Source organism: Actinomadura rubrisoli (assembly GCF_004349215.1).
GTDB lineage: Bacteria > Actinomycetota > Actinomycetes > Streptosporangiales > Streptosporangiaceae > Spirillospora > Spirillospora rubrisoli.
Genome location: NZ_SMKU01000139.1, coordinates 1 through 23,424, shown reverse-complemented (window position 1 = coordinate 23,424; position 23,424 = coordinate 1). Strand labels below are relative to the sequence as shown.

At 73.0% G+C, this 23,424-nt stretch carries 25 protein-coding genes and 2 riboswitches; of the genes, 12 read left to right on the top strand and 13 right to left on the bottom strand.

The annotated features are described in order from the left end of the window. The first annotated feature begins 57 nt into the window (after positions 1-57). A riboswitch (glycine riboswitch) is annotated at positions 58-153 on the top strand. After that, positions 154-266, top strand: a riboswitch (glycine riboswitch). 59 nt (positions 267-325) lie between these two features. Together gcvP and E1298_RS24370 are read left to right on the top strand one after the other, a co-directional pair. After that, positions 326-3,205: an aminomethyl-transferring glycine dehydrogenase gene (gcvP, locus tag E1298_RS24375; RefSeq protein WP_131897084.1), complete on the top strand. Its 2,880-nt coding sequence runs from the start codon at positions 326-328 to the stop codon at positions 3,203-3,205. Positions 3,206-3,360: 155 nt separating this feature from the next. Continuing rightward, positions 3,361-4,491: a tetratricopeptide repeat protein gene (locus E1298_RS24370; RefSeq protein WP_131897082.1), complete on the top strand. Its 1,131-nt coding sequence runs from the start codon at positions 3,361-3,363 to the stop codon at positions 4,489-4,491. Here E1298_RS24370 and E1298_RS24365 read toward each other — a convergent pair whose 3' ends face one another. Continuing rightward, the gene (locus E1298_RS24365; RefSeq protein WP_131897080.1) at positions 4,492-4,917 is read right to left on the bottom strand and encodes a PPOX class F420-dependent oxidoreductase; all 426 of its coding nucleotides are present in this window, start codon (positions 4,915-4,917) and stop codon (positions 4,492-4,494) included. Between the two features lie 56 nt (positions 4,918-4,973). On the opposite strand from E1298_RS24365, the gene E1298_RS24360 reads away from it, so the two are divergent. Beyond that, entirely contained in the window at positions 4,974-5,591 is a 618-nt protein-coding gene (locus E1298_RS24360; RefSeq protein WP_131897078.1) for an alpha/beta hydrolase family protein, read from the top strand. Between the two features lie 107 nt (positions 5,592-5,698). On the opposite strand, the gene E1298_RS50510 is transcribed toward E1298_RS24360, so the two are convergent. After that, complete coding sequence (locus E1298_RS50510; protein ID WP_131897076.1) at positions 5,699-5,902, bottom strand: DUF5999 family protein; 204 nt, start codon at positions 5,900-5,902, stop codon at positions 5,699-5,701. Positions 5,903-6,254: 352 nt separating this feature from the next. On the opposite strand from E1298_RS50510, the gene E1298_RS24350 reads away from it, so the two are divergent. The 3 genes from E1298_RS24350 to E1298_RS24340 all read left to right on the top strand — a co-directional run bounded on the left by E1298_RS24350 (position 6,255) and on the right by E1298_RS24340 (position 9,143). Then, complete coding sequence (locus tag E1298_RS24350; RefSeq protein ID WP_131897074.1) at positions 6,255-6,983, top strand: (Fe-S)-binding protein; 729 nt, start codon at positions 6,255-6,257, stop codon at positions 6,981-6,983. Positions 6,984-7,072: 89 nt separating this feature from the next. After that, a complete protein-coding gene (locus tag E1298_RS24345; RefSeq protein WP_131897088.1) occupies positions 7,073-8,482 on the top strand; it encodes a lactate utilization protein B in 1,410 nt (469 codons plus the stop codon). A 19-nt stretch (positions 8,483-8,501) separates the two neighbouring features. Then, the gene (locus tag E1298_RS24340; RefSeq protein WP_131897072.1) at positions 8,502-9,143 is read left to right on the top strand and encodes a LutC/YkgG family protein; all 642 of its coding nucleotides are present in this window, start codon (positions 8,502-8,504) and stop codon (positions 9,141-9,143) included. A gap of 19 nt (positions 9,144-9,162) precedes the next feature. Here E1298_RS24340 and E1298_RS24335 read toward each other — a convergent pair whose 3' ends face one another. Then, entirely contained in the window at positions 9,163-9,714 is a 552-nt protein-coding gene (locus E1298_RS24335) for a TetR family transcriptional regulator (RefSeq protein ID WP_131897070.1), read from the bottom strand. 120 nt (positions 9,715-9,834) lie between these two features. Between E1298_RS24335 and E1298_RS24330 the strand changes: the two genes are divergently transcribed. Next, the gene (locus E1298_RS24330) at positions 9,835-10,251 is read left to right on the top strand and encodes a plectin (protein WP_131897068.1); all 417 of its coding nucleotides are present in this window, start codon (positions 9,835-9,837) and stop codon (positions 10,249-10,251) included. A 218-nt stretch (positions 10,252-10,469) separates the two neighbouring features. Then, positions 10,470-11,183: a maleylpyruvate isomerase N-terminal domain-containing protein gene (locus tag E1298_RS24325; RefSeq protein ID WP_131897066.1), complete on the top strand. Its 714-nt coding sequence runs from the start codon at positions 10,470-10,472 to the stop codon at positions 11,181-11,183. Between the two features lie 320 nt (positions 11,184-11,503). On the opposite strand, the gene E1298_RS51275 is transcribed toward E1298_RS24325, so the two are convergent. The 3 genes from E1298_RS51275 to E1298_RS24310 all read right to left on the bottom strand — a co-directional run bounded on the left by E1298_RS51275 (position 11,504) and on the right by E1298_RS24310 (position 13,359). Then, on the bottom strand, positions 11,504-11,638 hold the full coding sequence (locus E1298_RS51275) for a hypothetical protein (RefSeq protein ID WP_279499117.1): 135 nt from the start codon (positions 11,636-11,638) through the stop codon (positions 11,504-11,506). A 1,020-nt stretch (positions 11,639-12,658) separates the two neighbouring features. Next, a complete protein-coding gene (locus tag E1298_RS24315) occupies positions 12,659-12,883 on the bottom strand; it encodes a hypothetical protein (protein WP_131897064.1) in 225 nt (74 codons plus the stop codon). 266 nt (positions 12,884-13,149) lie between these two features. Further along, positions 13,150-13,359: a hypothetical protein gene (locus E1298_RS24310; protein WP_131897062.1), complete on the bottom strand. Its 210-nt coding sequence runs from the start codon at positions 13,357-13,359 to the stop codon at positions 13,150-13,152. A 174-nt stretch (positions 13,360-13,533) separates the two neighbouring features. On the opposite strand from E1298_RS24310, the gene E1298_RS24305 reads away from it, so the two are divergent. Beyond that, on the top strand, positions 13,534-13,782 hold the full coding sequence (locus tag E1298_RS24305; RefSeq protein ID WP_131897060.1) for a hypothetical protein: 249 nt from the start codon (positions 13,534-13,536) through the stop codon (positions 13,780-13,782). Between the two features lie 40 nt (positions 13,783-13,822). Here the strand turns inward: E1298_RS24305 and E1298_RS24300 are convergent, their stop codons facing one another. The 6 genes from E1298_RS24300 to E1298_RS24275 all read right to left on the bottom strand — a co-directional run bounded on the left by E1298_RS24300 (position 13,823) and on the right by E1298_RS24275 (position 18,205). Beyond that, positions 13,823-14,317: an EamA family transporter gene (locus E1298_RS24300; RefSeq protein ID WP_165975643.1), complete on the bottom strand. Its 495-nt coding sequence runs from the start codon at positions 14,315-14,317 to the stop codon at positions 13,823-13,825. Positions 14,318-14,341: 24 nt separating this feature from the next. After that, on the bottom strand, positions 14,342-14,707 hold the full coding sequence (locus tag E1298_RS24295; protein WP_165975642.1) for an EamA family transporter: 366 nt from the start codon (positions 14,705-14,707) through the stop codon (positions 14,342-14,344). Positions 14,708-15,019: 312 nt separating this feature from the next. Continuing rightward, a complete protein-coding gene (locus E1298_RS24290) occupies positions 15,020-15,253 on the bottom strand; it encodes a hypothetical protein (protein ID WP_131897054.1) in 234 nt (77 codons plus the stop codon). 294 nt (positions 15,254-15,547) lie between these two features. Continuing rightward, complete coding sequence (locus tag E1298_RS24285; protein ID WP_131897052.1) at positions 15,548-16,723, bottom strand: macrolide family glycosyltransferase; 1,176 nt, start codon at positions 16,721-16,723, stop codon at positions 15,548-15,550. Between the two features lie 11 nt (positions 16,724-16,734). Continuing rightward, a complete protein-coding gene (locus tag E1298_RS24280) occupies positions 16,735-17,397 on the bottom strand; it encodes a TetR/AcrR family transcriptional regulator (RefSeq protein WP_131897050.1) in 663 nt (220 codons plus the stop codon). A gap of 322 nt (positions 17,398-17,719) precedes the next feature. Continuing rightward, a complete protein-coding gene (locus E1298_RS24275) occupies positions 17,720-18,205 on the bottom strand; it encodes an NUDIX domain-containing protein (RefSeq protein ID WP_131897048.1) in 486 nt (161 codons plus the stop codon). Positions 18,206-18,765: 560 nt separating this feature from the next. On the opposite strand from E1298_RS24275, the gene E1298_RS51855 reads away from it, so the two are divergent. From E1298_RS51855 to E1298_RS24260, 3 genes are all read left to right on the top strand, one after another. Beyond that, the gene (locus E1298_RS51855) at positions 18,766-18,915 is read left to right on the top strand and encodes a nitrite reductase (NAD(P)H) small subunit (protein ID WP_243725769.1); all 150 of its coding nucleotides are present in this window, start codon (positions 18,766-18,768) and stop codon (positions 18,913-18,915) included. Continuing rightward, positions 18,899-20,062 carry a uroporphyrinogen-III synthase gene (locus E1298_RS24265; RefSeq protein WP_131897044.1) on the top strand — a complete coding sequence of 388 codons (1,164 nt, stop codon included), beginning with the start codon at positions 18,899-18,901 and terminating at the stop codon, positions 20,060-20,062. Before E1298_RS51855 ends, E1298_RS24265 begins: the two co-directional genes overlap by 17 nt. Before the next feature lie 100 nt (positions 20,063-20,162). Beyond that, positions 20,163-21,365 carry an esterase-like activity of phytase family protein gene (locus tag E1298_RS24260; RefSeq protein ID WP_243725768.1) on the top strand — a complete coding sequence of 401 codons (1,203 nt, stop codon included), beginning with the start codon at positions 20,163-20,165 and terminating at the stop codon, positions 21,363-21,365. Between the two features lie 65 nt (positions 21,366-21,430). On the opposite strand, the gene E1298_RS24255 is transcribed toward E1298_RS24260, so the two are convergent. Then, positions 21,431-22,804 (bottom strand): RNA polymerase sigma factor, encoded by a 1,374-nt coding sequence (locus E1298_RS24255; protein WP_131897042.1) that lies wholly within the window; start codon positions 22,802-22,804, stop codon positions 21,431-21,433. Between the last annotated feature and the right edge of the window lie 620 nt (positions 22,805-23,424).

The window sequence follows — 23,424 nt, the reverse complement described above, 5'->3', positions numbered from 1 at the left end:
GGGGCGGGACGATCGTTTCCGGCGATCGTTGGGTAGGGTTTGCCCAAGACATGCCGTCGACCCTGAGCGGGAGAGACTCCGCGCAAGCCGGCGTGGGGCGCCGAAGGGGCAACCTCCCCGGAACCTCTCAGGCAAAAGGACCGCTCGGGCGAGGCACCTCTGGAAAGCAGGCGTCGATCTCCCCTCCGGGGGAAGGGCGGCTCACCGAAGGGGAAACCCCGCCGCGGCGGGTGAAGCTCTCAGGTGCCGATGACAGAGGGGGAGACGGCCGCCGGCCGCGCCGGCGGCTGCCCTGAGCGACCGCAGCAGCCAGGAGGCTCTCCCCATGACAGCCCAGTACTTCGCCCCGGTGGCCTCGCCGCAGCACCCCCGGTCGACGTTCGCCGACCGGCACGTCGGTCCCTCCCCCGACGACCAGGCCCGGATGCTGGCGGCCATCGGCTACTCCAGCGCGGAGGCCCTCATCGACGAGGCGGTGCCGGCCGCGATCCGCAGCGGGCGTCCGCTGGACCTGCCGCCCGCGCTGAGCGAGAGCGCCGCGCTGGCCCGGCTGCGCGATCTGGCGGGCCGCAACACCGTCCTCACCTCCATGATCGGCCTCGGCTACCACGGGACGATCACCCCGGGCGTGATCCTGCGGAACGTCATGGAGAACCCGGGCTGGTACACCGCCTACACGCCGTACCAGCCGGAGATCTCGCAGGGCCGCCTGGAGGCTCTGCTCAACTTCCAGACCGTTGTCGCCGACCTCACCGGGCTGCCGGTCGCGAACGCCTCGATGCTGGACGAGAGCACCGCCGCCGCCGAGGCCATGGCCCTGGCGCACCGCGTGTCCAAGCGCAAGGTCCCCGGGGCGTTCCTGGTGGACGCCGACGCGCTCCCGCAGACGATCGAGGTCGTCCGCACTCGGGCGGTCCCGCTCGGCATCGAGGTCGTGACCGCCGACCTTTCGGACGGGCTGCCCGAGGGCGACTTCTTCGGCGTGCTGCTGCAGTACCCCGGCGCGTCCGGCGCCGTCCGCGACCTGGAGCCGATCGCCGCGCGGGCGCGTGAGCGCGGCGCGAAGGTCGTCGTGGCCGCCGACCTGCTCGCGCTGACGCTGCTGCGCCCGCCGGGCGAGTCCGGCGCCGACATCGCCGTGGGCTCGTCCCAGCGGTTCGGCGTCCCGTACGGCTTCGGCGGTCCGCACGCCGGGTACATGGCCGTCGCCGAGGGCATCCAGCGCCAGCTTCCCGGACGGCTCGTCGGCGTGTCGATCGACGCCGACGGCGCGGTCGCCTACCGGTTGGCGCTGCAGACCCGCGAGCAGCACATCCGCCGCGAGAAGGCCACCAGCAACATCTGCACCGCGCAGGTGCTGCTCGCCGTGATGGCGAGCATGTACGCCGTCTACCACGGCCCCGAGGGCCTGGCCGCCATCGCCCAGCGGACGCACCGCCGGGCCGCCGAGATCGCCGCGGGGCTGCGCCGCGGCGGCGTCGAGGTCGTGCACGGCTCGTTCTTCGACACCGTCCTCGCCCGCGTCCCCGGCCGGGCCGCCGAGGTCGTGGCCGCCGCCCGCGAGCGCGGCGTCAACCTGCGCCTGTCCGGCGCCGACGAGGTGGCGGTCGCCTGCGACGAGACGACGCTCCCCGAGCACGTCACCGCCGTCCTGGAGGCGTTCGGCGTGCCCGCTGGCGACCTCGGCGCCACGGACGAGGCGTTCCCGGACGCGCTGCGCCGCGAGAGCCCCTACCTGACCCACCCCGTCTTCCACGCACACCGCTCCGAGACCGCGATGCTGCGCTACCTGCGCAGGCTCCAGGACAAGGACATCGCGCTCGACCGCTCGATGATCCCGCTCGGCTCCTGCACGATGAAGCTGAACGCCACCACCGAGATGGAGCCGGTCACCTGGCCGGAGTTCGCGGACATCCACCCGTTCGCCCCCGTCGAGCAGGCCCGCGGCTACCTGGAGCTGATCCGCGAGCTGGAGAACGCGCTCGCCGAGATCACCGGGTACGCGAAGGTCTCCCTCCAGCCGAACGCCGGGTCCCAGGGCGAGCTGGCCGGGCTGCTGGCCATCCGCGGCTACCACGCCTCCCGGGGCGAGGGGCACCGCGACGTCTGTCTGATCCCGTCGTCGGCGCACGGCACCAACGCCGCCAGCGCCGTCATGGCCGGGATGCGCGTCGTCGTCGTCTCCTGCGACGAGGGCGGCAACGTCGACCTGGACGACCTGCACGCCAAGATCGCGGGGCACGGCGAGCGGCTCGCCGCGATCATGGTGACCTACCCGTCCACGCACGGGGTGTTCGAGGAGACGATCACCGACGTCTGCGCCGCCGTGCACGCGGCGGGCGGCCAGGTCTACGTGGACGGCGCCAACCTCAACGCCCTGGTCGGGCTCGCCCGTCCCGGCGAGTTCGGCTCGGACGTCTCCCACCTCAACCTGCACAAGACGTTCTGCATCCCGCACGGCGGCGGCGGCCCCGGCGTCGGCCCGATCGGCGTCCGCGAGCACCTGGCGCCGTTCCTGCCCAACCACCCGCTGCGCGGCGAGGCGGGCCCCTCCTCAACGGGTGTGGGGCCGATCTCGGCGGCGCCGTGGGGCTCGGCGGGCATCCTGCCGATCTCCTGGGCCTACATCGCCATGATGGGGCCGGACGGCCTGCGCGCGGCCACCGAGGGCGCCATCATCGGCGCCAACTACCTGGCCGCCCGCCTGGGCCCGCACTACCCGATCCTCTACACCGGCCGCAACGGGCTCGTCGCCCACGAGTGCATCGCCGACCTCCGCAAGATCACCAAGGAGACGGGGATCACCGCCGAGGACGTCGCCAAGCGCCTGGTCGACTACGGCTTCCACGCCCCGACCCTGTCGTTCCCGGTGGCGGGCACCCTGATGATCGAGCCCACCGAGAGCGAGGACCTCGCCGAGCTCGACCGGTTCTGCGACGCGATGATCGAGATCCGCCGCGAGATCCAGCGGGTCGCCGACGGCGGCTACGACGCCGAGGACAACCCGCTCAAGAACGCCCCGCACACCGCCGACTGCCTGATCTCCGACGACTGGAAGCACCCCTACACCCGCGAGGAGGCCGCCTACCCCGTCCCGGCGCTGCGCGAGGGCAAGTACTGGCCGCCCGTCCGCCGCATCGACCAGGCCTACGGCGACCGCAACCTCGTCTGCTCCTGCCCCCCGCCGGAGGCGTTCGAGGACTGATCCGCTCCGGGAGGGCCCGCCGCCGCGCGCCCTCCCGGGCGCCGGCACCGATCGGTGATCATGCCGGGGTTTCGGGGTGTCATCGCGAGACGCGGCGGTATCGGATCGCTAGGCTCTGTGCGGACCCCGAACCCCCAGAGGGCAGTGGAAGACCGATGAGCGAGTCCGCGGACCCGGAGTCCGCATCCGACGACCCGGCCCGGCTGTGCGAGGAGGCCCGGACGCTCGCCGAGAACGGCGAGGCCGACCGGGCCGCCGAGCTGTTCGAGCGGGTGCTCGCGCTGGGCGAGACCCCCCACCGGGCGCGGGCCGCGCTCGGCCTCGCGGTCGTCCTGGACGACGCCGGGCACGTGGCGCGGGCACGGGAGGCCGACCGCGTCGCCATCGCCACCGGGGACCCCGAGTACGGCCCGCGCGCCGCCTACCACCTGGCCCTGACCCACGAGCGGGCCGGGGAGCACGACCAGGCCGCCCCCGCCTGGCGCGTCGTCGTGGACTTCGCCAACCCCGCCTACCTCCCGCCCGCGCACCTGGCCCTCGCCAGGCTCGCCGACGACGGCGGCGATTTCGACGCCGCCCGGGGCCACTGGGAGGCCGTGCTCGCGACCGGCGACCCCGAGTACGGGCCGCCCGCCGCGCACGACCTCGCGCAGCGGCTCCTGGAGCGTGGCGAGCCCGCCCGCGCCCAGCGGATCCTGACCGCCGGGCTCAAGCTCATCGACCGCGGCACCGCCCCCTACGCCTACGCGCGGCTCGCCGTCGCGCTCGGCATCTCCCACCTCGACCAGGCCATCGGCGCGTTCGGCGCCGCCCTCGGCACCGCCGAGGCCGCCGACCCCGAGGTCGGGCCGCTGGCCACCGAGCTGCTCGCGCGCACCCTGCCGCTGCGCGGCCGCGCCGCCGAGGCGGGCGAGGTGTGGCGGCGCGGCCTGTCCGACCCCGGCGTCGCCGGGCAGGTCCGGGCCCGGCTGCGCCGCGACTTCGCCGCCGACGACGAGGACGGCGACCCCGCCGACCTGTGGTGGGAGCCGGTCCTGGAGCAGGCCGTCTCCGACGGGACCCTCCCGGCCCTCGCGGGCGAGGCGTTCGGCGCCCTCGACCACATGTACGCGCTCCTGGCCGTCCGCTACGCCGACGAGCCGCGCGAACGCCGCCCCGGCGAGACGCACGAGGTCCTCGGCAGGGCCGTGCGGGTCCCGACCGACTACCCCTGGGGCCCGCTCCTGCACGAGAGCTTCGCCGAACGCCTCCGCCTCGCGATGGGCGCACCGGGCACGGAATCCTAGTTAGTCTGCTATGTCGCGTTCTGCGATGACCTTGGTGATGCGGGCGCGGACCAGGTACTCGCCGGGGACGCCGTTGCGGGCGCCGTACTCCTCGGCCCGGTCGGCGCCCATGTAGCGGCCGCCGATGACGGCCGCCCACTTGCGCGTCTCGTCGAGGTCGTCCAGGAGGGCCGCCTCGGCCCGGATGATCACGAACGAGAACGGCGGGGTGTCGTCGTCGACGCAGATCGTCACGCGGGGGTCGCGTGCCAGCGCGCGGCCCTTGACGCTCTCGCCGTGGGTGGTGAACACCACGTCGTCGCCGTCCAGGACGAACCAGATCGGCGTGACGTGCGGGCCCCCGTCCTTGCGGGTGACGGCCGCCTTGCCGGTGCGGGTGCCCGCCGAGACGAACGCGCGCCATTCACTGTCGGTCATCTTCGCCATGCACCCAGTGTGCCCCACGCGGTCCTCGGGGACGCGGGGAGGCTACGGTGACGGGCATGGACATCGTGACGGCGCACGGTCCGGCCGAGGCCGTGCTGGACGAGGCGGACGACCCGGCGTTCCTGCTCGTCCTGACCCACGGGTCGAACGGGGGAGTGGACGCGGCCGACCTGCTCGCGGTGCGCGGGGCCGCGCTCGGGCTCGGCGGCGCGGTGGCGCGGGTGACGCAGCCGTTCCGGCTGGCGGGGCGCCGGGCGCCCGGGCCGGCGGCCAAGCAGGACGAGGCGTGGCTGGAGGTCGTCGCGGCGCTGCGGGAGCGGTTCGGGGACGTCCCGCTCGTCCAGGGCGGGCGGAGCAACGGGGCCCGGGTCGCGTGCCGGACGGCGCGGGAGGCCGGGGCGGCCGGCGTCGTCGCGCTGGCGTTCCCGCTGCGCCCGCCGGGCCGTCCGGAGAAGACGCGCGTGGCGGAACTGCGATCGGCGGGGGTGGAGGTCCTGGTCGTCAACGGGGACCGGGACCCCTTCGGCGTGCCGGACGCGGCGGACGCGGCGTCGGTCACCGTGCTGGCGGGAGAGCGGCACGACCTGAACCGGGATCCCGGCGCCGTGGCCGGGGCGGTGGAGCCGTGGCTTCGCCGCTGGGCCCGCCCCCGGGCGGAGGCGAGGCGGAGCTGATGTTCAAAGCTCCTCTGGGCCCGGCGCTGGGCCCAGAGGTTCGCGGGCAGGTGAGCGTGCCCCCGAGGTGATCACCCGTTCGAACTAGTCCCCCGTGGAGAGACTGGTCAGGCGGCTGACGGAGCCGGAAGGTCCGTCGGCCGGTGCGGTGCGATGATTCCCCCGTCGGGCAGCAGCTCACCGGTGTCCTCGAAGAGCACGACGCCGTTGCACAGCAGGCTCCACCCCTGCTCGGGGTGGGCGGCCAGCGTACGCGCGGCGTCGCGATCAGGTGCTTGGTGTGAGGGACAGGGCGGCTGGTGCGGGCACATCGGCGTGCCTCCGGTCTCGACTACTGGTTGGTTGCGGGGCTTTTCCTTATTGACGTCCCCAAGTGTGGAACGGTTCGCCCTCGCGGGCCATAGCCCGTTGGGACGGTTGTCCCTTGGTACCGAAGTACCGGACGGGTGTGACCCGTCTCACCCTGAGGTGTCAGGGCATAGCGTGCCTCGCCGTCGATAACGGACGAAGAACGACACGCCGTCGGGCCGGCGAACGTTACCGTCATGATCGCCGGCCCGGTTCCGGCCGGGCGGGTGCGATCGTTTCCCCCGGACGGCCCGTCCGCGCGCCCTACGATGTCCCCTGGGGGGCGTGCTTGCGAGGCGATGGGGGTGGGCCGGTATGCGCGTGGCGCTGTTCGTCGCGTGCTTCGACGACGCGATGTTCCCCGGCACCGGCAAGGCCGTCACGGCGCTGCTGGAACGGCTCGGGCACGAGGTCGCCTATCCGCCCGCCCAGACGTGCTGCGGGCAGGTCCACTGGACGACCGGCTACCACCGCGAGGCCGCCGGCCTCGCCCGCGCGTTCACCGGCGTCTTCGACGGGCGGGAGGTCGTGGTGACGCCGTCCGCCTCGTGCGCCGCCGCCGTCCGCGACGCCTACCCGCGCATCGCCCGGACGGCCCGCGACCCCGCGCTGGCCCGCGCCGCCGAGGGCCTCGCCGTCTACGAGCTGACGGAGTTCCTGGTGGACGTGCTGGGCGTCACCGACGTCGGCGCCTACTTCCCGCACCGCGTCACCTACCACCCGACCTGCCAGTCCGCGCGGACCCTGGGCGTCGCCGACCGCCCGCTGCGGCTGCTGCGCGCCGTGCGGGGGCTCGACCTGGTGGAGCTGCCCGCCGCGGGGGAGTGCTGCGGGTTCGGCGGCGCGTTCGCGATGAAGAACGCCGACGTGTCGGTCGCGATGGTGGCCGACAAGGTCAGGCACATCCGCGACACGGGCGCCGACGTGGTGTGCGCGGTCGACAACTCGTGCCTGGCCCACATCGGCGGCGCGCTGTCGCGGCTGCGCGGCGGCGTCCGCGTCCTGCACCTGGCCGAGATCCTGGCCGGGACGGGTCCGTCGTGACCGGCTCCTCCCCGGGGACGACGTCCTCCTCCTCCGGGACCACCGGCGCGGGCGGCGGGGAGCGGGCGCGCGAGCCCGTCCCGCTGCCGATGCCCAAGTTCGCCGCCGCCGCCCGCGGCGCGCTGGCCGACACGGGGCTGCGCCGCAACCTGCGCGGCGCCACCGCCGCCCTGCGCGCCCGGCAGGCCGCCGGCGCCGCCGAGCCCGCCGACTGGGAGGACCTGCGCGAGGCCGGGCGCGCCATCAAGGACGAGACGCTGCTCAACCTCGACGCCCATCTGGAGGAGCTGGAACGCGCGGTCACCGAGGCGGGCGGCACCGTCCACTGGGCGGCCGACGCGGCCGAGGCCCGCCGCGTCGTCACCGGGCTGGTGCGGGCGACCGGCGCGCGGGAGGTGGTGAAGGCCAGGTCGCTGGCCGTCCGCGAGATCGGCCTGGACGACGCGCTCGCGCGGGCGGGCGTCACGGCCCGCGAGACCGCCCTGTCCGACCTCGTCGTCCAGCTCGCCGGGGACGGGCCGTCCCACCTGCTGTCCCCGGCGGCGCACCGCGACCGCGCGGAGATCCGGGAGCTGTTCCTGCGGGAGATGCCGGGCGCGCCGCCCGACCTGCCCGGCGACCCCGCCGCGCTCGCCGCGGCGGCCCGCGCGCACCTGCGCCGCCGCTTCCTGGGCGCGCGGGTCGCGATCACGGGCGCCAACTTCATGGTCGCCGAGACCGGCACGCTCGTCCTGCTGGAGTCGGAGGGCAACGGCCGGATGTGCCTCACCCTCCCCGAGACGCTGATCTCCGTCGTCGGGATCGAGAAGGTCGTCCCGACCTGGACCGATCTTGAGGTGTTCCTTCAGCTGCTGCCGCGCTCCTCGTCCGGCGACCGGATGACCCCCTACGTCTCGGCATGGACGGGCGTCACCCCGGGCGACGGGCCGCGCGCGTTCCACCTCGTCCTGCTCGACAACGGGCGCACCAAGGCGCTCGCCGACGAGATCGGCCGGACGGCGCTGCGCTGCATCCGCTGCTCGGCCTGCCTGAACGTCTGCCCCGTCTACGAGCGGACGGGCGGCCAGGCGTACGGCCCGGTCTACCCGGGCCCGATCGGCGCGATCCTCACCCCGCAGATGCGCGGGGTGGAGAGCGCCGCCGACGCGTCCCTGCCGTACGCGTCCACGCTGTGCGGCGCGTGCGGGGACGTGTGCCCGGTGAAGATCGACATCCCGGACGTCCTGGTCCACCTGCGCGGCAAGGTCATCGAGTCGCGGCGCCGCCGTCCCGTCCCGACGCCGGAGCTGCTGATGATGCGCGGCCTGGCCTGGACGATGGGCGACCCGCGCCGCTACGAGACCGCCCTGCGGCGCGGCACCCGCTGGGCGCGGCTGCTGTCGCGCGGCGGCCGGATCCGCCGGCTGCCGGGCCTGCTCGGTAAGTGGACCGAGGCCCGCGACCTGCCCGTCCCGCCCGCGGAGAGCTTCCGCGCCTGGTGGCGGCGGAGGACGCCGTGAACCCGCGCCGGAGGCGGCCGTGAGCTCGCGCGAGGAGATCCTGCGGCGCGTCCGGGAGGCCCTTGGCGGGGCGCGCGGCACGCACCCGCCGGTCCCGCGCGGTTACGCCCGCCGGCTGAGCGGGGCCGAGGCCGAGACCCGCGCCGACGTCCTGGCGCTGTTCACCGAGCGGGTCGCCGATCACCGGGCCGCGGTGCGGCACGTGAGCGCCGACGAGCTGCCCACCGCGGTGGCCGCCGCGCTGTGGGGGCGGGAGGCCAAGCAGATCGTCGTCCCCGCCGACCTGCCGTTCGGGTGGCTCGCCGAGCTGGAGGGCGTGCGGGCGCTGGCCGACACGCCGCTGGTCGACGTGGAGACCCTCGCGGCGGTCGACGGGGCCGTCACCGGATGCGCGATGGCCGTCGCGCAGACCGGCACCGTCGTGCTGGACGGGGGCCGCGCCCAGGGGAGGCGGGCTCTCAGCCTCGTCCCCGGCTACCACCTGTGCGTGGTGCAGGCCGACCAGATCGTGGGAACGGTCCCGGAGGCGATCGCGCGGCTCGACCCGTCCCGTCCGCTCACCTGGATCAGCGGGCCGTCCGCCACCTACGACATCGAGATGACGCGGGTCGAGGGCGTCCACGGCCCCCGCCACCTGGAGGTCCTGGTCGTCGAGGACTGACCGGGGCGCGGCCCGGAGCTCAGGCGGCCCGGAGGACGAGGTCGAGGCCGGCGGCGAAGCGGGCGTCCCAGTCGACGGTGCGGTCGGCGCCGTCCTCCTCGGTCCCGCGCACCTCCAGCGCCGCGTGGCCGATCACGTAGCCGAGCAGGGTGTGGGCGGTGACCGCCGCCACGTCCTCGGGGACGGCGCCGCGGCGCAGCACCTCCCGCAGGGACGCGACGGTGGTGGCCAGCGCGGCCGGGTTGCGGCGCGTGACGAGCAGGGGCAGGACGCCGGCGTGCGCCAGCAGGCGGGCCCGGTAGCCGCGGGCCCAGTCGCGGAGGTCGGCGTCTGCGGCGGCGTCGGCGGGGGCCGCGGCGACGTGCATGACAAGGCCGTCCAGGAGCTGCTCCTTGCCGCGGGGGAGGTGGTGGTAGATCGCCATCGCCTCGACCTCCAGCGCGTCGCCGAGGCGGCGCATCGTGAGGCGGCTCAGCCCCTGCCCGTCCACGATCTGCAGGGCGGCCTCGATGATGCGCTCGATGGACAGCGGCGCGCGGTTCTGCGCGTTGATCTGCGGTTGCCTCACCATGAGACGCCACCTTACTGCGTAAAGGGCCGAACTTTGGTGTCCCCCGACACAACACGCCGAGCGCCCGGCGTACGCTTGCCTGGATCGCACGATGAAGATCATGAGCTTGAGGAGAACCAGATGCCGCTGGGCCGCCGAGTGAGCAAGGACGTCGCGGAGCCGTACGAGGCCGACCAGCGGCTGGCCGCGGACTATTTCGAGCGGCTCTCGGCGGCCACCGAGGCCGAGCGGGCGCTGCGCGAGGCGCAGGGTGCGGCGACGCCCGAGCCGGAGCTGCGGGCGCTGACCATCGCCTTCGACACGGCGATGACCGAGGCGCTCGCCGCCGCGGAGGCCGCCGAGCGGGTCGCGATGGGCCCGAAGGTCTACGTGACCGACGCGCAGGACGCCAAGGCGCGGCGGGCCGCCGAGATCGCCCGCCGCCAAGCCAAGGCGCGCCCGGCCGTCCGGCCGTGGACCGACGAGGTCGACCGCCTGCGCACCGCCCGCGAGGCCCACCGCCTCAGCTACCGGACGCGGCCCACCGCGGCCGTCTGAGCCGGGCGCGCGGCATGGTCGCCCGCCGGAGGGGGGCTCGGGCGGGAAGTCCCCGACGTGGGACGACACAGCATCACCGGGTGGCACCGGCCACCGAACTTTGAGATTCTGCCCTCTCGGGGAACGCCGGGGCGCATCGCACCGCAGGTCGCGACGGGTGCGGGGGGACGCGCTCCGGCGGAGAGGGCCACGGTGCTCTGGACGCGGGGGGAAGTCACGTGGAGCGCACGCCGCCGGACCGGCATCGCGTACTCGAGTCCTACCAGGACGGGGTGCAGGCGATCCGCGCGCTGGCGGACGGGGCCGGCGACTGGGACGTGCCCACGCCGTGCGCCGACTGGCAGCTGATCGACCTCGCCGGGCACCTGCGGTGCGTGGCGGAGAACTTCCTGGAGTATTTGCAGGACGCGCCCGACAGCCGGCTGGCCAAGCTGTTCGCGCAGGACGCGGCGACGGCCGTCCTGATCAGGCAGCAGGCGCGGCAGAACGCGGCCGAGCTCGCGGTGCTGCCCCCCGAGCCGGGCCCCGAGCGGATCATGGCGTTCGGGGTGTCGGCGGGCGCGTACGCCGACCTGATGCCGGACATGTGGGACCGGACGCACCTGATCTACCGGGGCACCAAGTACACCGTGGGCGACCACGCGGGCGCGGCGTGCGTGGAATGGCACCTGCACGCCTGGGACATGGCCCGCGCGACCGGCACCGACTACCGTCCGCGCGACCCCGACCTGCTGGTGTCGGCGTGGCACTGGGGCGTCCCGCACCTGCCGCTGGCCTCGGGCGACGCGTGGGAGTCGGTGCTGCGCTCCTCGGGCCGCTCGCCGCGCTGGCCGGCCCCGGACGAGGGGACCGGCCGGCGGCGGGGCGGACGGCGCGGCGTCAGACGCCCCCCGGCCGCACCGGGCGGTCCAGCAGGTAGGCCGGCCAGGTGAGGGCGAAGCACGACGCGTAGAAGGCGGCGTCCCCGAAGCGACTGCCGGAAGGCGATGTTGACCAGCACACCGCCGAAGGAGCCCACGACCCCGCGATCCCGATCAACGCCCCGGCGAGCCTACGGGCCTCACGCTCGCCGCCCCGCCACCCCGGACCGGGTCTCCGCCCGAAAGATCGCCGGGATCATCTTGTAGATCTAGCCTTGCCGACGCCGCTGAACACGAACGGCAAGACGAACCCGGCGAGGAACAGCGGCAGCGACCACGACGCCGAGGTTGCCGCCGCCCGCGTCGACACCGAACGCCCAGCCCTTGAGCCGCTACGGGTAGAACGCGTTGATGCCGGCCATGGACGAGGCGAAGTCGCCGTCGCCAACGCCGACGCCCGCGATGGCCGCGAGGACCAGCAGCATCGCGGAGGAGACACCCGGCTCGACGAGGAACGCGGCGAGCACCGCGTGGGCCGGCGGCAGCGATGCGCTGAAGATCGTCCAGTTGCGTCCGCCGAACCGGGTGGCGGAAGCCGTGGGGGATCCGCAGCCCGGCCCTGACCAGCGCCGGGACGGCCGTGAGGGTGAACCTGCCTGCGGGGTCGATGCCGTAGGCGGACCCGAGGAACAGCACGAGCACCGACCACAACGTCCACACCGAGAACCCGATGTGCTCGGAGAAGGTGGAGAACACCAGGTTGCGCCAGGGCCTCCCAGGACTCCGGGTCCTCGGGACGCCGGTCGTCGATCCGGTGGACCCTCAGCCGGGCAAGCGGGGCTCCGCGTCCGGTACTGATGGTGACGGTCATCGAAGGCCCGAGTCGGGTTCGCTGAGGCGTCATGAACGTAGGAGCGCCCGGCTTCGCGCGCGTGTGACCTGCGATGCTGCAGTGCCAACTCCGCTGCACGCCCATGGCCGAACCGGCTGTGAAGCGACCAGAACGCGCTGGAACAGTGATCGCGACACAGCGGGGAGAGGGCACAGACCTGCGAGCTCTGCGGCAATGACCCAGCGGGGGCGTGCGCCGCGTGATCATCTGCCGCCGAGTCTCCCGGTTCCCGGCACCGCCAGCGATGCAGGGCACCGACGTCCTCGGCGGCTCCCGCTGAGGACGTCGGTGCTGAGAGGGCCAATTGATACTGGCGACGGTGCTCTCGCACTGGTGAGAGCGTTGGCGAAGTCGAGGTCTGCGGGTACCGCTGGAGCCGTGTGGGCGGCAGGAGCGGCGTTGGCGAGGCCGGTGGGAACGGTCAGAATCAGCGCGGTGGCCGCGGCGGGGGCGAGGGCCATGGTGAACCCGCAGGGTGCGTATGTGCGGCTTGGCTCAGAGCGAGTGTGCAGCCAGCTACAAGCTGTTCTGTAGGGCGGGGTCGACCGCGCGCGGCTATGCCGAAGCCTCTGCGGTATGCGAAAGGGGTCATGGACCGACACAGGCAAGCCTCTTGACCGCACGCGGGCGCCCAGCTTCTCATCCGGCCCCAGCTCTAGATGGCGCTATTGATGGCGGGGTCGATTCCACCGAGGATGTCGCTCATCGCGTCGAGCAGATCGGTCCCGGGGCTCGGCGCGGCGGCGTGGGTGGAGGCCGCATGGGAGGGGACGGTGGCCGTGATGGCGATCACGGCGGTGGTCAGGGGCAGCAGCGCGGCGGTGAGACCGGCCAGGGCCGGCGCACGGACGGACGCGGTACGGGGGGTAATGGCAGCCACGAGGAGGTCCTCTCGGTTGGGAGCAACAGCTTGAGTAGCTGATTGTAATGTATCAATTACTGTAAGTATTGCGTAGGAGTCTTCATTGCATCGACCAAGTCGGAACCTGGCCCGTCGCGCTGGCATCCATGGCGCAACGGGGCGTCGGCGCCGGTTCGTCAACGCGCTGACGCTGGGCGCGGGAGTTCCGGTCCCGTACGCCTCGCGATCGCCAGCCGCCGAAGCCCGGGTTCCCGCTGCCGCCGGGAACCCGGGCGCCGCAGGGGTCAGAGGTCGAGGTCGAGGTTGTCGGGGTTGAGGTTGTCGGGGTCGAGGTCGTCGAGGCCGGGGACGTCGCCGGCGGGTGCCGCTGGAGCCGCATGGGTGGCGGGAGCGACGGAAGCGGCGTGGGCCGGGCCGGTGAGGGCGGTCAGGGTCAGCGCGGCGGCGGCCGAGGTGGTGGCCGCGGTCAGGATCAGCTTGAGGGGCGTGCGCATGAACAGCTCCAATCACAGTGAGTGGTCAATTGATTACTATCTGATTGCAGGGGATTAGGCAACCCGCACGGCGTGGCCGGACCGGCTGTGAGGCGGCTGGGACATGCTGGGGTAGCGCGCCCGCGACCTGGGTAGACAGTGATCGCGACGCGGTGGGGGGAGAGGGCACGGAACATGGCGACCTGCGAGGTCTGCGGTAACGACTACGCGATGTCCTTCGAGGTGCATGCGCAGGGCGGCGTCCACACGTTCGACTCGTTCGAGTGCGCGATCACCCGGATGGCGCCGATCTGCGAGCACTGCGAGTGCCGCATCCTTGGGCACGGCGTCGAGGTCGACCGGCACTGGTACTGCTCGGCCCATTGCGCGCGCACCGCCGATCCCCAGCGCGGCCGCCAGATCCGCGACGTCGCACCGGTCTGAGACCTGACCCATGGGCTCGCTTGGGTGCTCCGTCAGGTAGTCACCGGGCTGATGCGGTGCGGCGGGTCGCGGTGAGGCTGATCGCCGCGACTCCGCCGAGGACCAGAGTGCACCCGGCGAACTGGGCAGGACTGGGGCGCTCGCTGAGGAAGACCAAGCCGATGGCGACCGCCCCGACCGGTTGCAGCAGCAGGAGGGTGGAGCCGACGTGGCTGGGCAGCGCACGCAACGCCGCCGCGACCAGCAGCCAGCCGATGACCTGGCCGATCAGCGCCAGGGCCACCAGCCAGCCGAACGACTCCCAACCGGGCGTCAACTCGATGCCGCCCCAGGCGAGCCCTCCGATCAGACCCACCAGTGCGGCGCTGACCGACACGTCGCGCACTGCGCCCATGCTGTGCTCCTCACTGGTGTGGCGGCGCAGCAGGAACAGATAGCCGGAGTAGCAGCCGGCGGCGGCAGCGGCGTGCAAGGCGCCCACCATCGGGGCGGTGCCCGAGGCGCCCTCGCCCGCGATGCCCGCGCTGAGTGCCACCCCCAGCAGCATCGGGCCGGCGGATCACAGGAAGCGGCGACTCATCGGTTCGCGGTCGATCAGCAGCGCCAGCACCGGCACGAGCAGGACCTGAATGTTGACCAGGACCGTGGCGATGCCGGCGCCGGCCTCGTCGATGGACCGGTTCCACAAGATCAGGTCGGCGCCGAGCAGCGCTCCGGCGGCCAAAGCGCCGATCCGTTCCCGCCGCGACCTGGGGCCGCGGCGGCGGGTTTCCATCACCGCCAGCGGCGCCAGGACCACCAGCGCGCATCGGTAGAAGGCCGCCGTCCCGGCACTGGTCCGCGCCAGCCGGGTGATCGGACCCGATGCTGCCAGACACAAGGCTCCCGCCACCGCAGCCAGGATCGCGTTGCGGCCCTTGAACATCCCGATGACGAGACTCGTCGTCCCGGCTTGCGTCGGGTGATTGTATGCGGTTTGGGGCGGATGGCCTCCCATGTCAGCGAGTCGTACCCAAGCCGCGACCTTGAAACGGCCCGCTCCGGAACGGGCAAAGCCTGCCAGCGGCGGCCACACGGGCCGGGACGGGGGCCGGCCTGCGGTCACGCTCATACTCAGCCCAACGCTCTTATGCCTGGAGGCCAGGGCCGTTGCATGAGCTCATCGAGAACAACGTCTGCAAAGACCAGCCTTCCAGCAATGGAGGGTTTCCGAGAACTGGCGTTTCGATACTCGGACTCAGCGTTTGCCGCTCTCGCGCGGCTCTGAGCCTGGCCGCAGCAGTGCCGGAACGATCGCCTGCGCGCGGGAACGCCTCGGACCTGACGTCGGCTGCGCGGCCGCGACCTCGATGAGCCCCTGGACCGGCTCGGCGACGGCAGCGTCGGCTTGGTCCTGCCGGCCCTGGTGCTCCACCACCTGCGCGACCTGGTCGCCGTCCTGCGCGAGCTCCACCGGGACCTGGCGCTGCACGGTCGGGTCGTGATCTCCATGAGGCACCCGTCCGCTGATCGGCCGCCCACCACACGACCCCCTCCCGTGAGCCCGGCTTCATCTCAGCGGCTCGTCCGGCAGAGGCAAGGCCACCCTCGCGAGGAGATCGCTGCCCAGGACGGACCGGCCGGCGCGCACGCCGCCGGCGTCCCGCTGTGAAACGTGGAGATGGAGGTCGCGTCCCGTTGCATCCTCGCGTGTGCTCTGCCGAGGCGGGGCCGACCGCCGCCTGCGTTTGGCGTGGGCGGGGCAGGCCGACGCGTTGTCGGGAGGTCAGCGCGAGGCGGTTGTCTTGGCGCTGGACAGCCGGGCCTCGATCGCGTCAGCGGCCCGGGGGGCTCCGCCCGCCTCACGCACGTCGTGCTGCATGGCGCGCATCCGCTGCTTGGTGGCGGCATCGTCCAGCAGGTCGCGGACGGCGTCGCGCAGGCGGTCCGGGGTCGCCTCGGTCGGGGAGAAGGTCTGGCCCAGCCCGAGTTCGGCGACGCGGTCGGCGGTGGTCTGCTGCTCGGGTGTGCTGGGCACCGCCACCATCGGTACGGCGGCGGCCAGCGCCTCCATCGCGGAGTTCATTCCCGCGTGGGTGACGAACACGTCGGTGTGCGCGAGCACCGCGGGCTGCGGGACCTGTTGGTGCGCCTCGATACCGGCGGGCAGCGGGCCGAGGGCGGCCGGGTCGATGTCGTGGCCGACGGACAGCACGACCTGGTAGGGCTGGCCGGTGAACGCCTGGATGCAGGCGCGGAAGAAGGCCGGGTCGCTGATGATCGTGCCCAGCGAGACGTACACCAGGGGGCGTCCCGGCGGGGTCCAGCCCTGCGGGTCGGACGGGCGGGTGGGTCCGACGAAGGCGTAGCGGTCGTCGAAGGTGTCGTTGTGCACGTGGAACGACCGGGGCTGGTAGACGAGGTTGAACTCGGCGGGCCGGTAGAAGTCGTGCAGCTCGAACGGCGGTACGCCGTGCCGGTCCAGCACCGTGGCGAGCAGGTCGTCGAACCGCGCCTTGATCGGGCTTGCCGCGAACATCGCGGCGACGAACCGGCCGAAGTCGTATCCCTCGCTGGCGGCGTGCGCGCTCCAGGACTGGATCCGCGGGACGCCCCACTTGGCGGCCAGCATCGGGCCGGCCCACGCGAGCCAGTCGTTGACGATCAGATCGGGCCGGTCGCCCGCGTAGCCCGCCTCGATCTGCGGCAGGTCGTGCTCCAGGTCCTGGAGCAGGGCCAGGGTGGCGCGCGCCGCCGCGTCCATGCCGTCGATCACGATCGGCTCGCTCTGGCGGGGGCTGTAGCGCAGGACCTCCGCGCCGGTCTCGCGGATGCGGTCGGCGACCGAGGGGGCGGCGGGATAGCTGACCCGGTGACCTCGCGCGACCAGTTCCCGGGCGATCGGCAGGGTGGGGTTGAGGTGACCGGCCGCGGGCGGGCTCAGAAAGGCGATGTGGGCCATGGCGAACTCCTTCACGATGGGGCCGGCCGGTCGGGGTCGAGCCCGAGGAGCCGGGCGAGCAGGGCGATCTGGTCGGCGTAGTGGCGGACGAACTCGGCGGAGCGGGGGTCGGCTCCGCACACGCCCTGGATGATGTGCGGGAGTGTGGTGGGGGCCATCGCGGCGGCCATCATCGCGATGGTCAGGCAGGCGGGATCCAACTCGGCCGGTAGCCGGCCGGCCGCCTGCAAGGCGCGGACCTCGTCGGCACCTCCTCGCGGCCCCTCCGCGCCGTCCACCGGCCGCTCCTCGCCGTCGTCCACTTCGGCCGAGGGGCCGGTGTACTCCAGGCCGTTCCAGGCCAGCAGCCGGACACCGTCGGGGTTGTTCAGCGCCTCCAGCGCGTACCGGCGCAGTTGCTCCGGCAGCGGCGTGCCGGGCGGTGCCAGGTCGCCCTGCCGCTCTTGCCAGTGCTGCGAGATGGCCTGGTAGAGGCCCTCCTTGCCGTCGAAGTAGTACGAGATCAGCTGCACGTTGACCCCCGCCCTGGCCGCGATCGCGGCGATCCGCGCACCGGCGTACCCGTGCGCGCCGAACTCGGCGAGCGCCGCGTCCAGGATGAGCCCGCGCGTGCGCTCGGCATCGCGCTGCCGCTCCTGCGGCTTGGGGGATCTGCGTGGCTTCTTCTCAGACATGACACAATCATATATCTATTTGTCTACGTTATGCCAATATATATATTAATCAAACATCTACTTGATTCGGTGGGGATCGCGATCGATCATGGACATGCTCGACGCCCCGGTCACCAACATCGCCGCGCCGTCGATGCGGCACGGCCTCGGCGGCTCGACCAGCATGATCCAGTGGGTCGGCGCCGGTTACACGATGGCGATGGCGGCGGTGTGCTTCGCCGCCACGTTCCTGCTGCCCAGGCACGCCCGCCCGTCCTCGAATGAAGGCGCGCCCCAGCCGTCTCAGGTGCCCTCGGACGCCGTCGGCGCCCCAGGTGGAGCGTCAGGGGGTGGCGAAGGCTTGTTCGCGGCCGTCTTCCAGGTAGACGGCTCGGCGGGTGGCCATGGCGCGCAGGCTGGGCTCCATGCGGCGGGAGACGTGCGCGGGCGCCAGTTCGGGCACCTTCTCCGGCGCCACCAGGACGTGGTCGGAGAGCTCGTCGGCCGGCAGGCGGATCGCGCCGACCTCCGCGCCGGTGATGGCGCCGCCGAACACGAAGACGTTGACGGAGTCGATCCCGCCCTGCGGGGAGCCCCAGTCGACGCAGGCCAGCCCGTCCAGGCGGGGGACGAAACCGAGTTCCTCTTCGCATTCGCGCACGCACGCGGACAGCGGGGACTCGTCGGCCTCGATGACTCCGCCGGGCAGGAACCAGCCCTCCTTGTAGGTGGGCTTGACGAGCAGCACGCGCCCGAGATCGTCGAGCAGCAGGGCCGCCGCGGCGCCGCGGGTGCGCGGCAGTGAGGCGTAGTAGGCAAGGTCGGGCATGTACAGAGGGTAGGCGTGCCGGGCGGGGTCTGATCGCGCCCCCGCGCGGGCGGTGGCCGCATTCGTCCGCGAGATCACCAGCGCGCCGTGAATCCGTTCGGTAAGCGGGCCCAGGGTGACGAATGGGGCATGACAACGCTCGACAACGCTTGACACGCGATCGTCAAGGACCGGGCCAAGGCGCCGGCGCCGCGTCCCGGAGAGCCTCTCTGACCTGGCTGGACGTCCTTGGTCAGGCGCGATTGACGCCGCGGTCACCTCCGCGACCCGGCGGGGAACCGGCACCGGTTCAGGCTTGGTCCCGCCGGCCGGTCCCGGGGCCCGGAGAGCGCCGTCGCGGATCCTTCGTCGCCTCTGGATGTCAGAGTGAGCGCCTTTTAACGCGCCGGTGACAGAGGGGACGCAATCGCGAAACCGCCTCTGCTGAGGATCGGCTCATGAACGCCGGAGGGGACGGACGAGCGCGACCAGCAGGAGGGCCGGGTCCTCTTCGTCACCGCGCGAAACCTTACAACGTCAAGGCCCGTGGCGATTTCTGTACGTTCAATGGCGCGCCCACGGTGACCTCGCCGATGTACGAGCAGGTGTTCGACCTGCGCACAGGGGTCTGCCTGGACGATTCGCGGGTGGTGGTGCCGGTCTTCCCGATCCGGCGAGAGGCGGCCGGCGACCGGATGGAGGTGGTGCTCTCCCATGAGCACGGGCAGTGAGCCGCTGGCCGGGTTCGCCGTGGGCGTGACCGCGGCCCGCCGCCACGAGGAGCTCGCCGCGCTCCTGGAGCGCCGCGGTGCCAGGGTCGTGCACGCTCCCGCCATCCGCCTGATCCCGCTGTCCGACGACGCCGAGCTGCTGGAGGCGACCCGGGCCTGCATCGAGCGGCCCCTGGACCACGCCGTCGTGACGACCGGGGTCGGGTTCCGGGCGTGGCTGGAGGCTGCGGACGGGTGGGGGCTGCGCGAGGCGCTCATCGGGCGGCTCGCGGAGACCGACCTCGTGGCCCGAGGCCCCAAGGCGCGGGGCGCTATCCGTTCCGCCGGGCTGCGGGAGCGGTGGTCACCGGAGTCCGAGGGGTGCGCGGAGGTGGTCGAGCGCCTACTGGAGAAGGACCTGCGCGGTGCGCGGGTGGCGGTCCAGCTCTATGGGGAGCAGCAGCCCGAGCTGACCGGGCCGCTGCGCGCCGCCGGGGCCGAGGTGATCGAGATCCCGGTGTACCGCTGGGCGCGCACCGACGACTCCACGCCGCTGCGGCGCCTGGTCGGGCAGGCGGTCGCGGGGACGGTGGACGCGATCACGTTCACCAGCGCCCCCACGGTCGCCGCGACGCTGGCCGTGGCGGCCGAGGACGCGCTGGAGGGCCCGCTGCTGGAGGCGATGCGCACCCATGTGGTGGCGGCCTGCGTCGGCCCGGTGACCGCAAGGGCGCTGACCGGGCGCGGCGTCCCGACCGTCCAGCCCGAACGGGTCAGGATCGGCGCGCTGGTGCGGGCCCTGGTTTCGGACCTGCCGGAACTGCGCGCGCGGCGGCTCCTAGTGCGCGGGTTTTCGCTGGAGCTGCGCGGTCACGCGGTCGTCCTGGACGGTCGGCTGCGTCCGATCGCGCCCGCGCCGATGGCGATCCTGCGGGCCCTCGCGCGGCGTCCCGGGCACGTGGTGTCGCGGGCGGAGCTGTGCGGGGTGCTGCCGTCCCGCCTGGTCGTGGGCGGGACGCCGTGGTCGCGGGACGCGCGTCCGCAGGCCGACGAGCACGCGGTGGAGATGGCGGTGGCCCGGCTGCGCCGGGGTCTCGGCAGCGCGGGGATCGTCGAGACCGTCGTCAAGCGCGGCTACCGGCTGGCGTGCGATCCCCCGGATGGCTGATGGGCGTGGCGATCCTGGAGTTCCGCCGCGCGGGCCGGCGCGGGCGCTACCCTCTGCGTACGGAGTGGATTCGATCGGGCGCAAAGGGTGAGAATTGGACGTGCACGGGCACAAGGTGAGGTGGCGCGGTATCGCGGCGGTGGTCGCGGTCGCGGCGGGGCTGGCGGCCGCCGGGGTCGCGGACGGGCGTTCGCCGCGCGCCGAGGCGTCCGCCGGAGCGGCGGACGAGGCGGCGGCAGGAAAGGCCGCGCCGGGGGTGCGGATCACGCGGTTCCTCGGGGAGCGGCGCCTTCCGCACATGATGAAGTTCCAGAACACGACCGTCGGCGGGCTGTCGGGCATCGACCGCGACCCCCGTACCGGCACCTGGTACTTCATCTCCGACGACCGGTGGAGGTACAACCCGGCCCGGTTCTACACCGGGCGGCTGGACATCGACCCGGCCTCCGGGGCGTTCACCGATGTGAAGATCACCGGCGTGACCACCCTCAAGCGGCCGGACGGCTCGCCGTATCCGGGGTACGGCAAGCCCGAGTCTGCCGACCCGGAGACGATCCGCTTCGACCAGCGCACCGGGCGGCTGCTGTGGGCGCATGAGGGCGACCGGCCGGACGAGACGCACAAGGACATCCCGGTGTCGGACCTGTTCGTCCGGTGGACGGGCCGGGACGGGCGCCACCGGGGGCAGCTCCCCATCCCGGGCAACCTCAAGCTGACCGCGGAGCACCGAGGCCCTCGCCGCAACTTCGGGTTCGAGGGGCTGACGTTCTCGCCGCGGGGCATCGCCGCGATGGTCGAGGGCCCGCGCTACGAGGACGGCACGCCGCCGACCGTGGAGCACGGCGCGGCGACCCGGCTCACGCTGTGGAGCCGGGACGGGCGCCTGCGGGCGCAGTACGCCTACCAGGTCGACAAGCTCCCGGCGGCGCCCGTCCCGCCGACCGGCGACGCCGACAGCGGCGTGTCGGAGATCCTCGCGATCGACGACCACCGCTATCTGGCGCTGGAGCGCTCCTGGATGCAGGGCGTGGACTACAAGGTCAAGCTGTACGAGTTCGACACGCGGGGCGCGACGAACGTCCTGGCCCGCAACGCCCTGTCCGGGGGCGCGCGGTACCGGCCGCTGGCCAAGCGGCTGGTCGCCGACCTCGGCCGCTACAGCACGCCGGTGCAGAACCTGGAGGGCATGGCGTGGGGGCCGCGCCTGAAGTCGGGGGAGTGCAGCCTGGTGGTCGGCTCCGACGACAACTTCGACAGCCGTGAGGTCACCCAGTTCCTGGCCTTCGGGATCCGGGGCTGCTGACCCCGCGAACGGTGAAGGGCCCGCCGGACCATGACGGTCTGGCGGGCCCTTCACCGACACGCGGGTCAGACGGCGAAATCCAGCAGGGGACGGGCGTTGCTGGGGTGCCGCAGCTTGGACAGCGACTCCTTCTCCAGCTGCCGGATCCGCTCACGGGTCAGCCCGAGGGCCTTGCCGATCTCGTCCAGGGTGCGGGGCGTCCCGTCGTAGAGCCCGAACCGCATCGCCATGATCTTGGCCTCGCGCGGGGACAGGATGTCCAGCGTGCGGCGCAGCTGGTCGGCCATGAGCTGGCGGTCCACCAGCTCGGCGGCCTCGGGGCTGTCGGTGTCCTCGATGAGGTCGCCGATGCGGGTCTCGCCGTCCTCGCCGATGGTGGAGTCCAGGCTGATCGGCTGGCGGCTGGTGCGCAGCAGCTCGCGGATCTGCTCGGGGCTCTTGTCCAGCTCGACGCCGAGCTCCTCGGGGGTTGGCTCGCGGCCCAGGCGCTGGTGCATGTCGCGCTCGACGCGGCTGAGCTTGCTCAGCATCTCCAGGACGTGGACGGGTAGCCGGATCGTGCGGGCCGAGTCGGCGAAGCCGCGCTGGATGGCCTGGCGGATCCACCACATCGCGTAGGTGGAGAACTTGTAGCCTTTGGAGTAGTCGAACTTCTCCACCGCGCGGATCAGCCCGAGGTTGCCCTCTTGGACGACGTCCAGCAGCGACAGGCCGCGGTCGGAGTACTTCTTGGCGACCGACACCACGAGGCGGAGGTTGGCCTCCAGCATGTGGGCCTTGGCGCGGCGGCCGTCGGCGGCGACCCATTCCAGGTCGGCGCGCATGCGGGGGCTGAGCTTCTCGGTCTCCAGCTTGTGCTCGGCGTAGAGCCCGGCCTCGATCCGCTTGGCGAGCTCGACCTCCTGGTCGGCGGTGAGCAGCTGGCGGCGGCCGATCGCCTTGAGGTAGGTGTGGACGGAGTCGCCCATGGTGGTCGACTGGTCGTCCAGGTCGGCGGGGGAGTCGGCGGCCTCGACCTCGGTGACGTCGAACGACTCGTCGTCGGCGTCGCCCGCCGTGTCCGCGCCGGCCTTGCCCGCCGTTTTGCCGGGCGTCTTGGCCGCGGGCTTGCCGGTGGTCTTCTTGGCGGCGCGCTTCTTCGGCGCGCCCGCCGTGCCGGTGCCCGCCCGGCCGGTCTCGCCCTCGGCGTGCTCGGCGGCGAGGTTGGCGGCGGCGGTCGCCCTGCGGGTGGGGTCGCCCTCACCGGCGAGGCTGATACCGGCCTCCGACAGCTCGCGCAGGATCGAGCGGCCCTGGGCCGGGCTGATCCCGGCGGCTTCGAAGGCCCCCCTCACCTCGGCGAGCGAGAGGCGCCCTTGGGCACGACCGCGCTGGAGGAGCTCGTCGAGTGCGGGGCTCGTCGGCTCCGTGAGCGGGGTGTGTGCGGCGGTTCGCGGCATGGGGACGCCCCCCTCCCTTCGAGTGGTGTGAATGCGGCGCGGCAGCCGTTGCCTGGTGGCGCACGCTCTTATCGGAACGTCGCACGCCCGGGCTGTTGTTCCCGGACCCGCGGATCGGCCGTCCCGCCTTGCGGACCGCGGAGGAACGATCCCAGGGGATCGTGGTGCCCGGAAGATGCGATTTTATTGCTCCATTTATTGCAGTGCCCTTGGCGTCGGGCGTTGAACGCCCTCCTTCAACGGGCACTGCGGTGATCGCTGCATCGCTCCGACTCGCCCAGGGGCTCGCTGCACGATCAGGTTCTCGCAAGCTCGAACCTGGCTTCGCACGCGATCGCAACGCTGAGGTTGTTGACGCTTTAGGTAACTACCTGCTTACTGTGTGCTCTTGGCGAGCAGTCACCCGTCAGCTGGCTGTCGCCATGGTCGTGGGCGAGTACGCCTAGCTTTCCCGCCTTGCGCGGAGACGGGTGCGGTCGGGTTTGCCGGAGGCTAGTAGGGGGATCGCCTCGACCAGTTCCAGCTCGTGCGGGGCCGCGTATGCCGGCATCGTCTCGCGGACTAGGGCGCGCAGCTCGGGCAGGCCCGGGGCGGCGGACGCGGTGGGGGAGCCTGGGGTG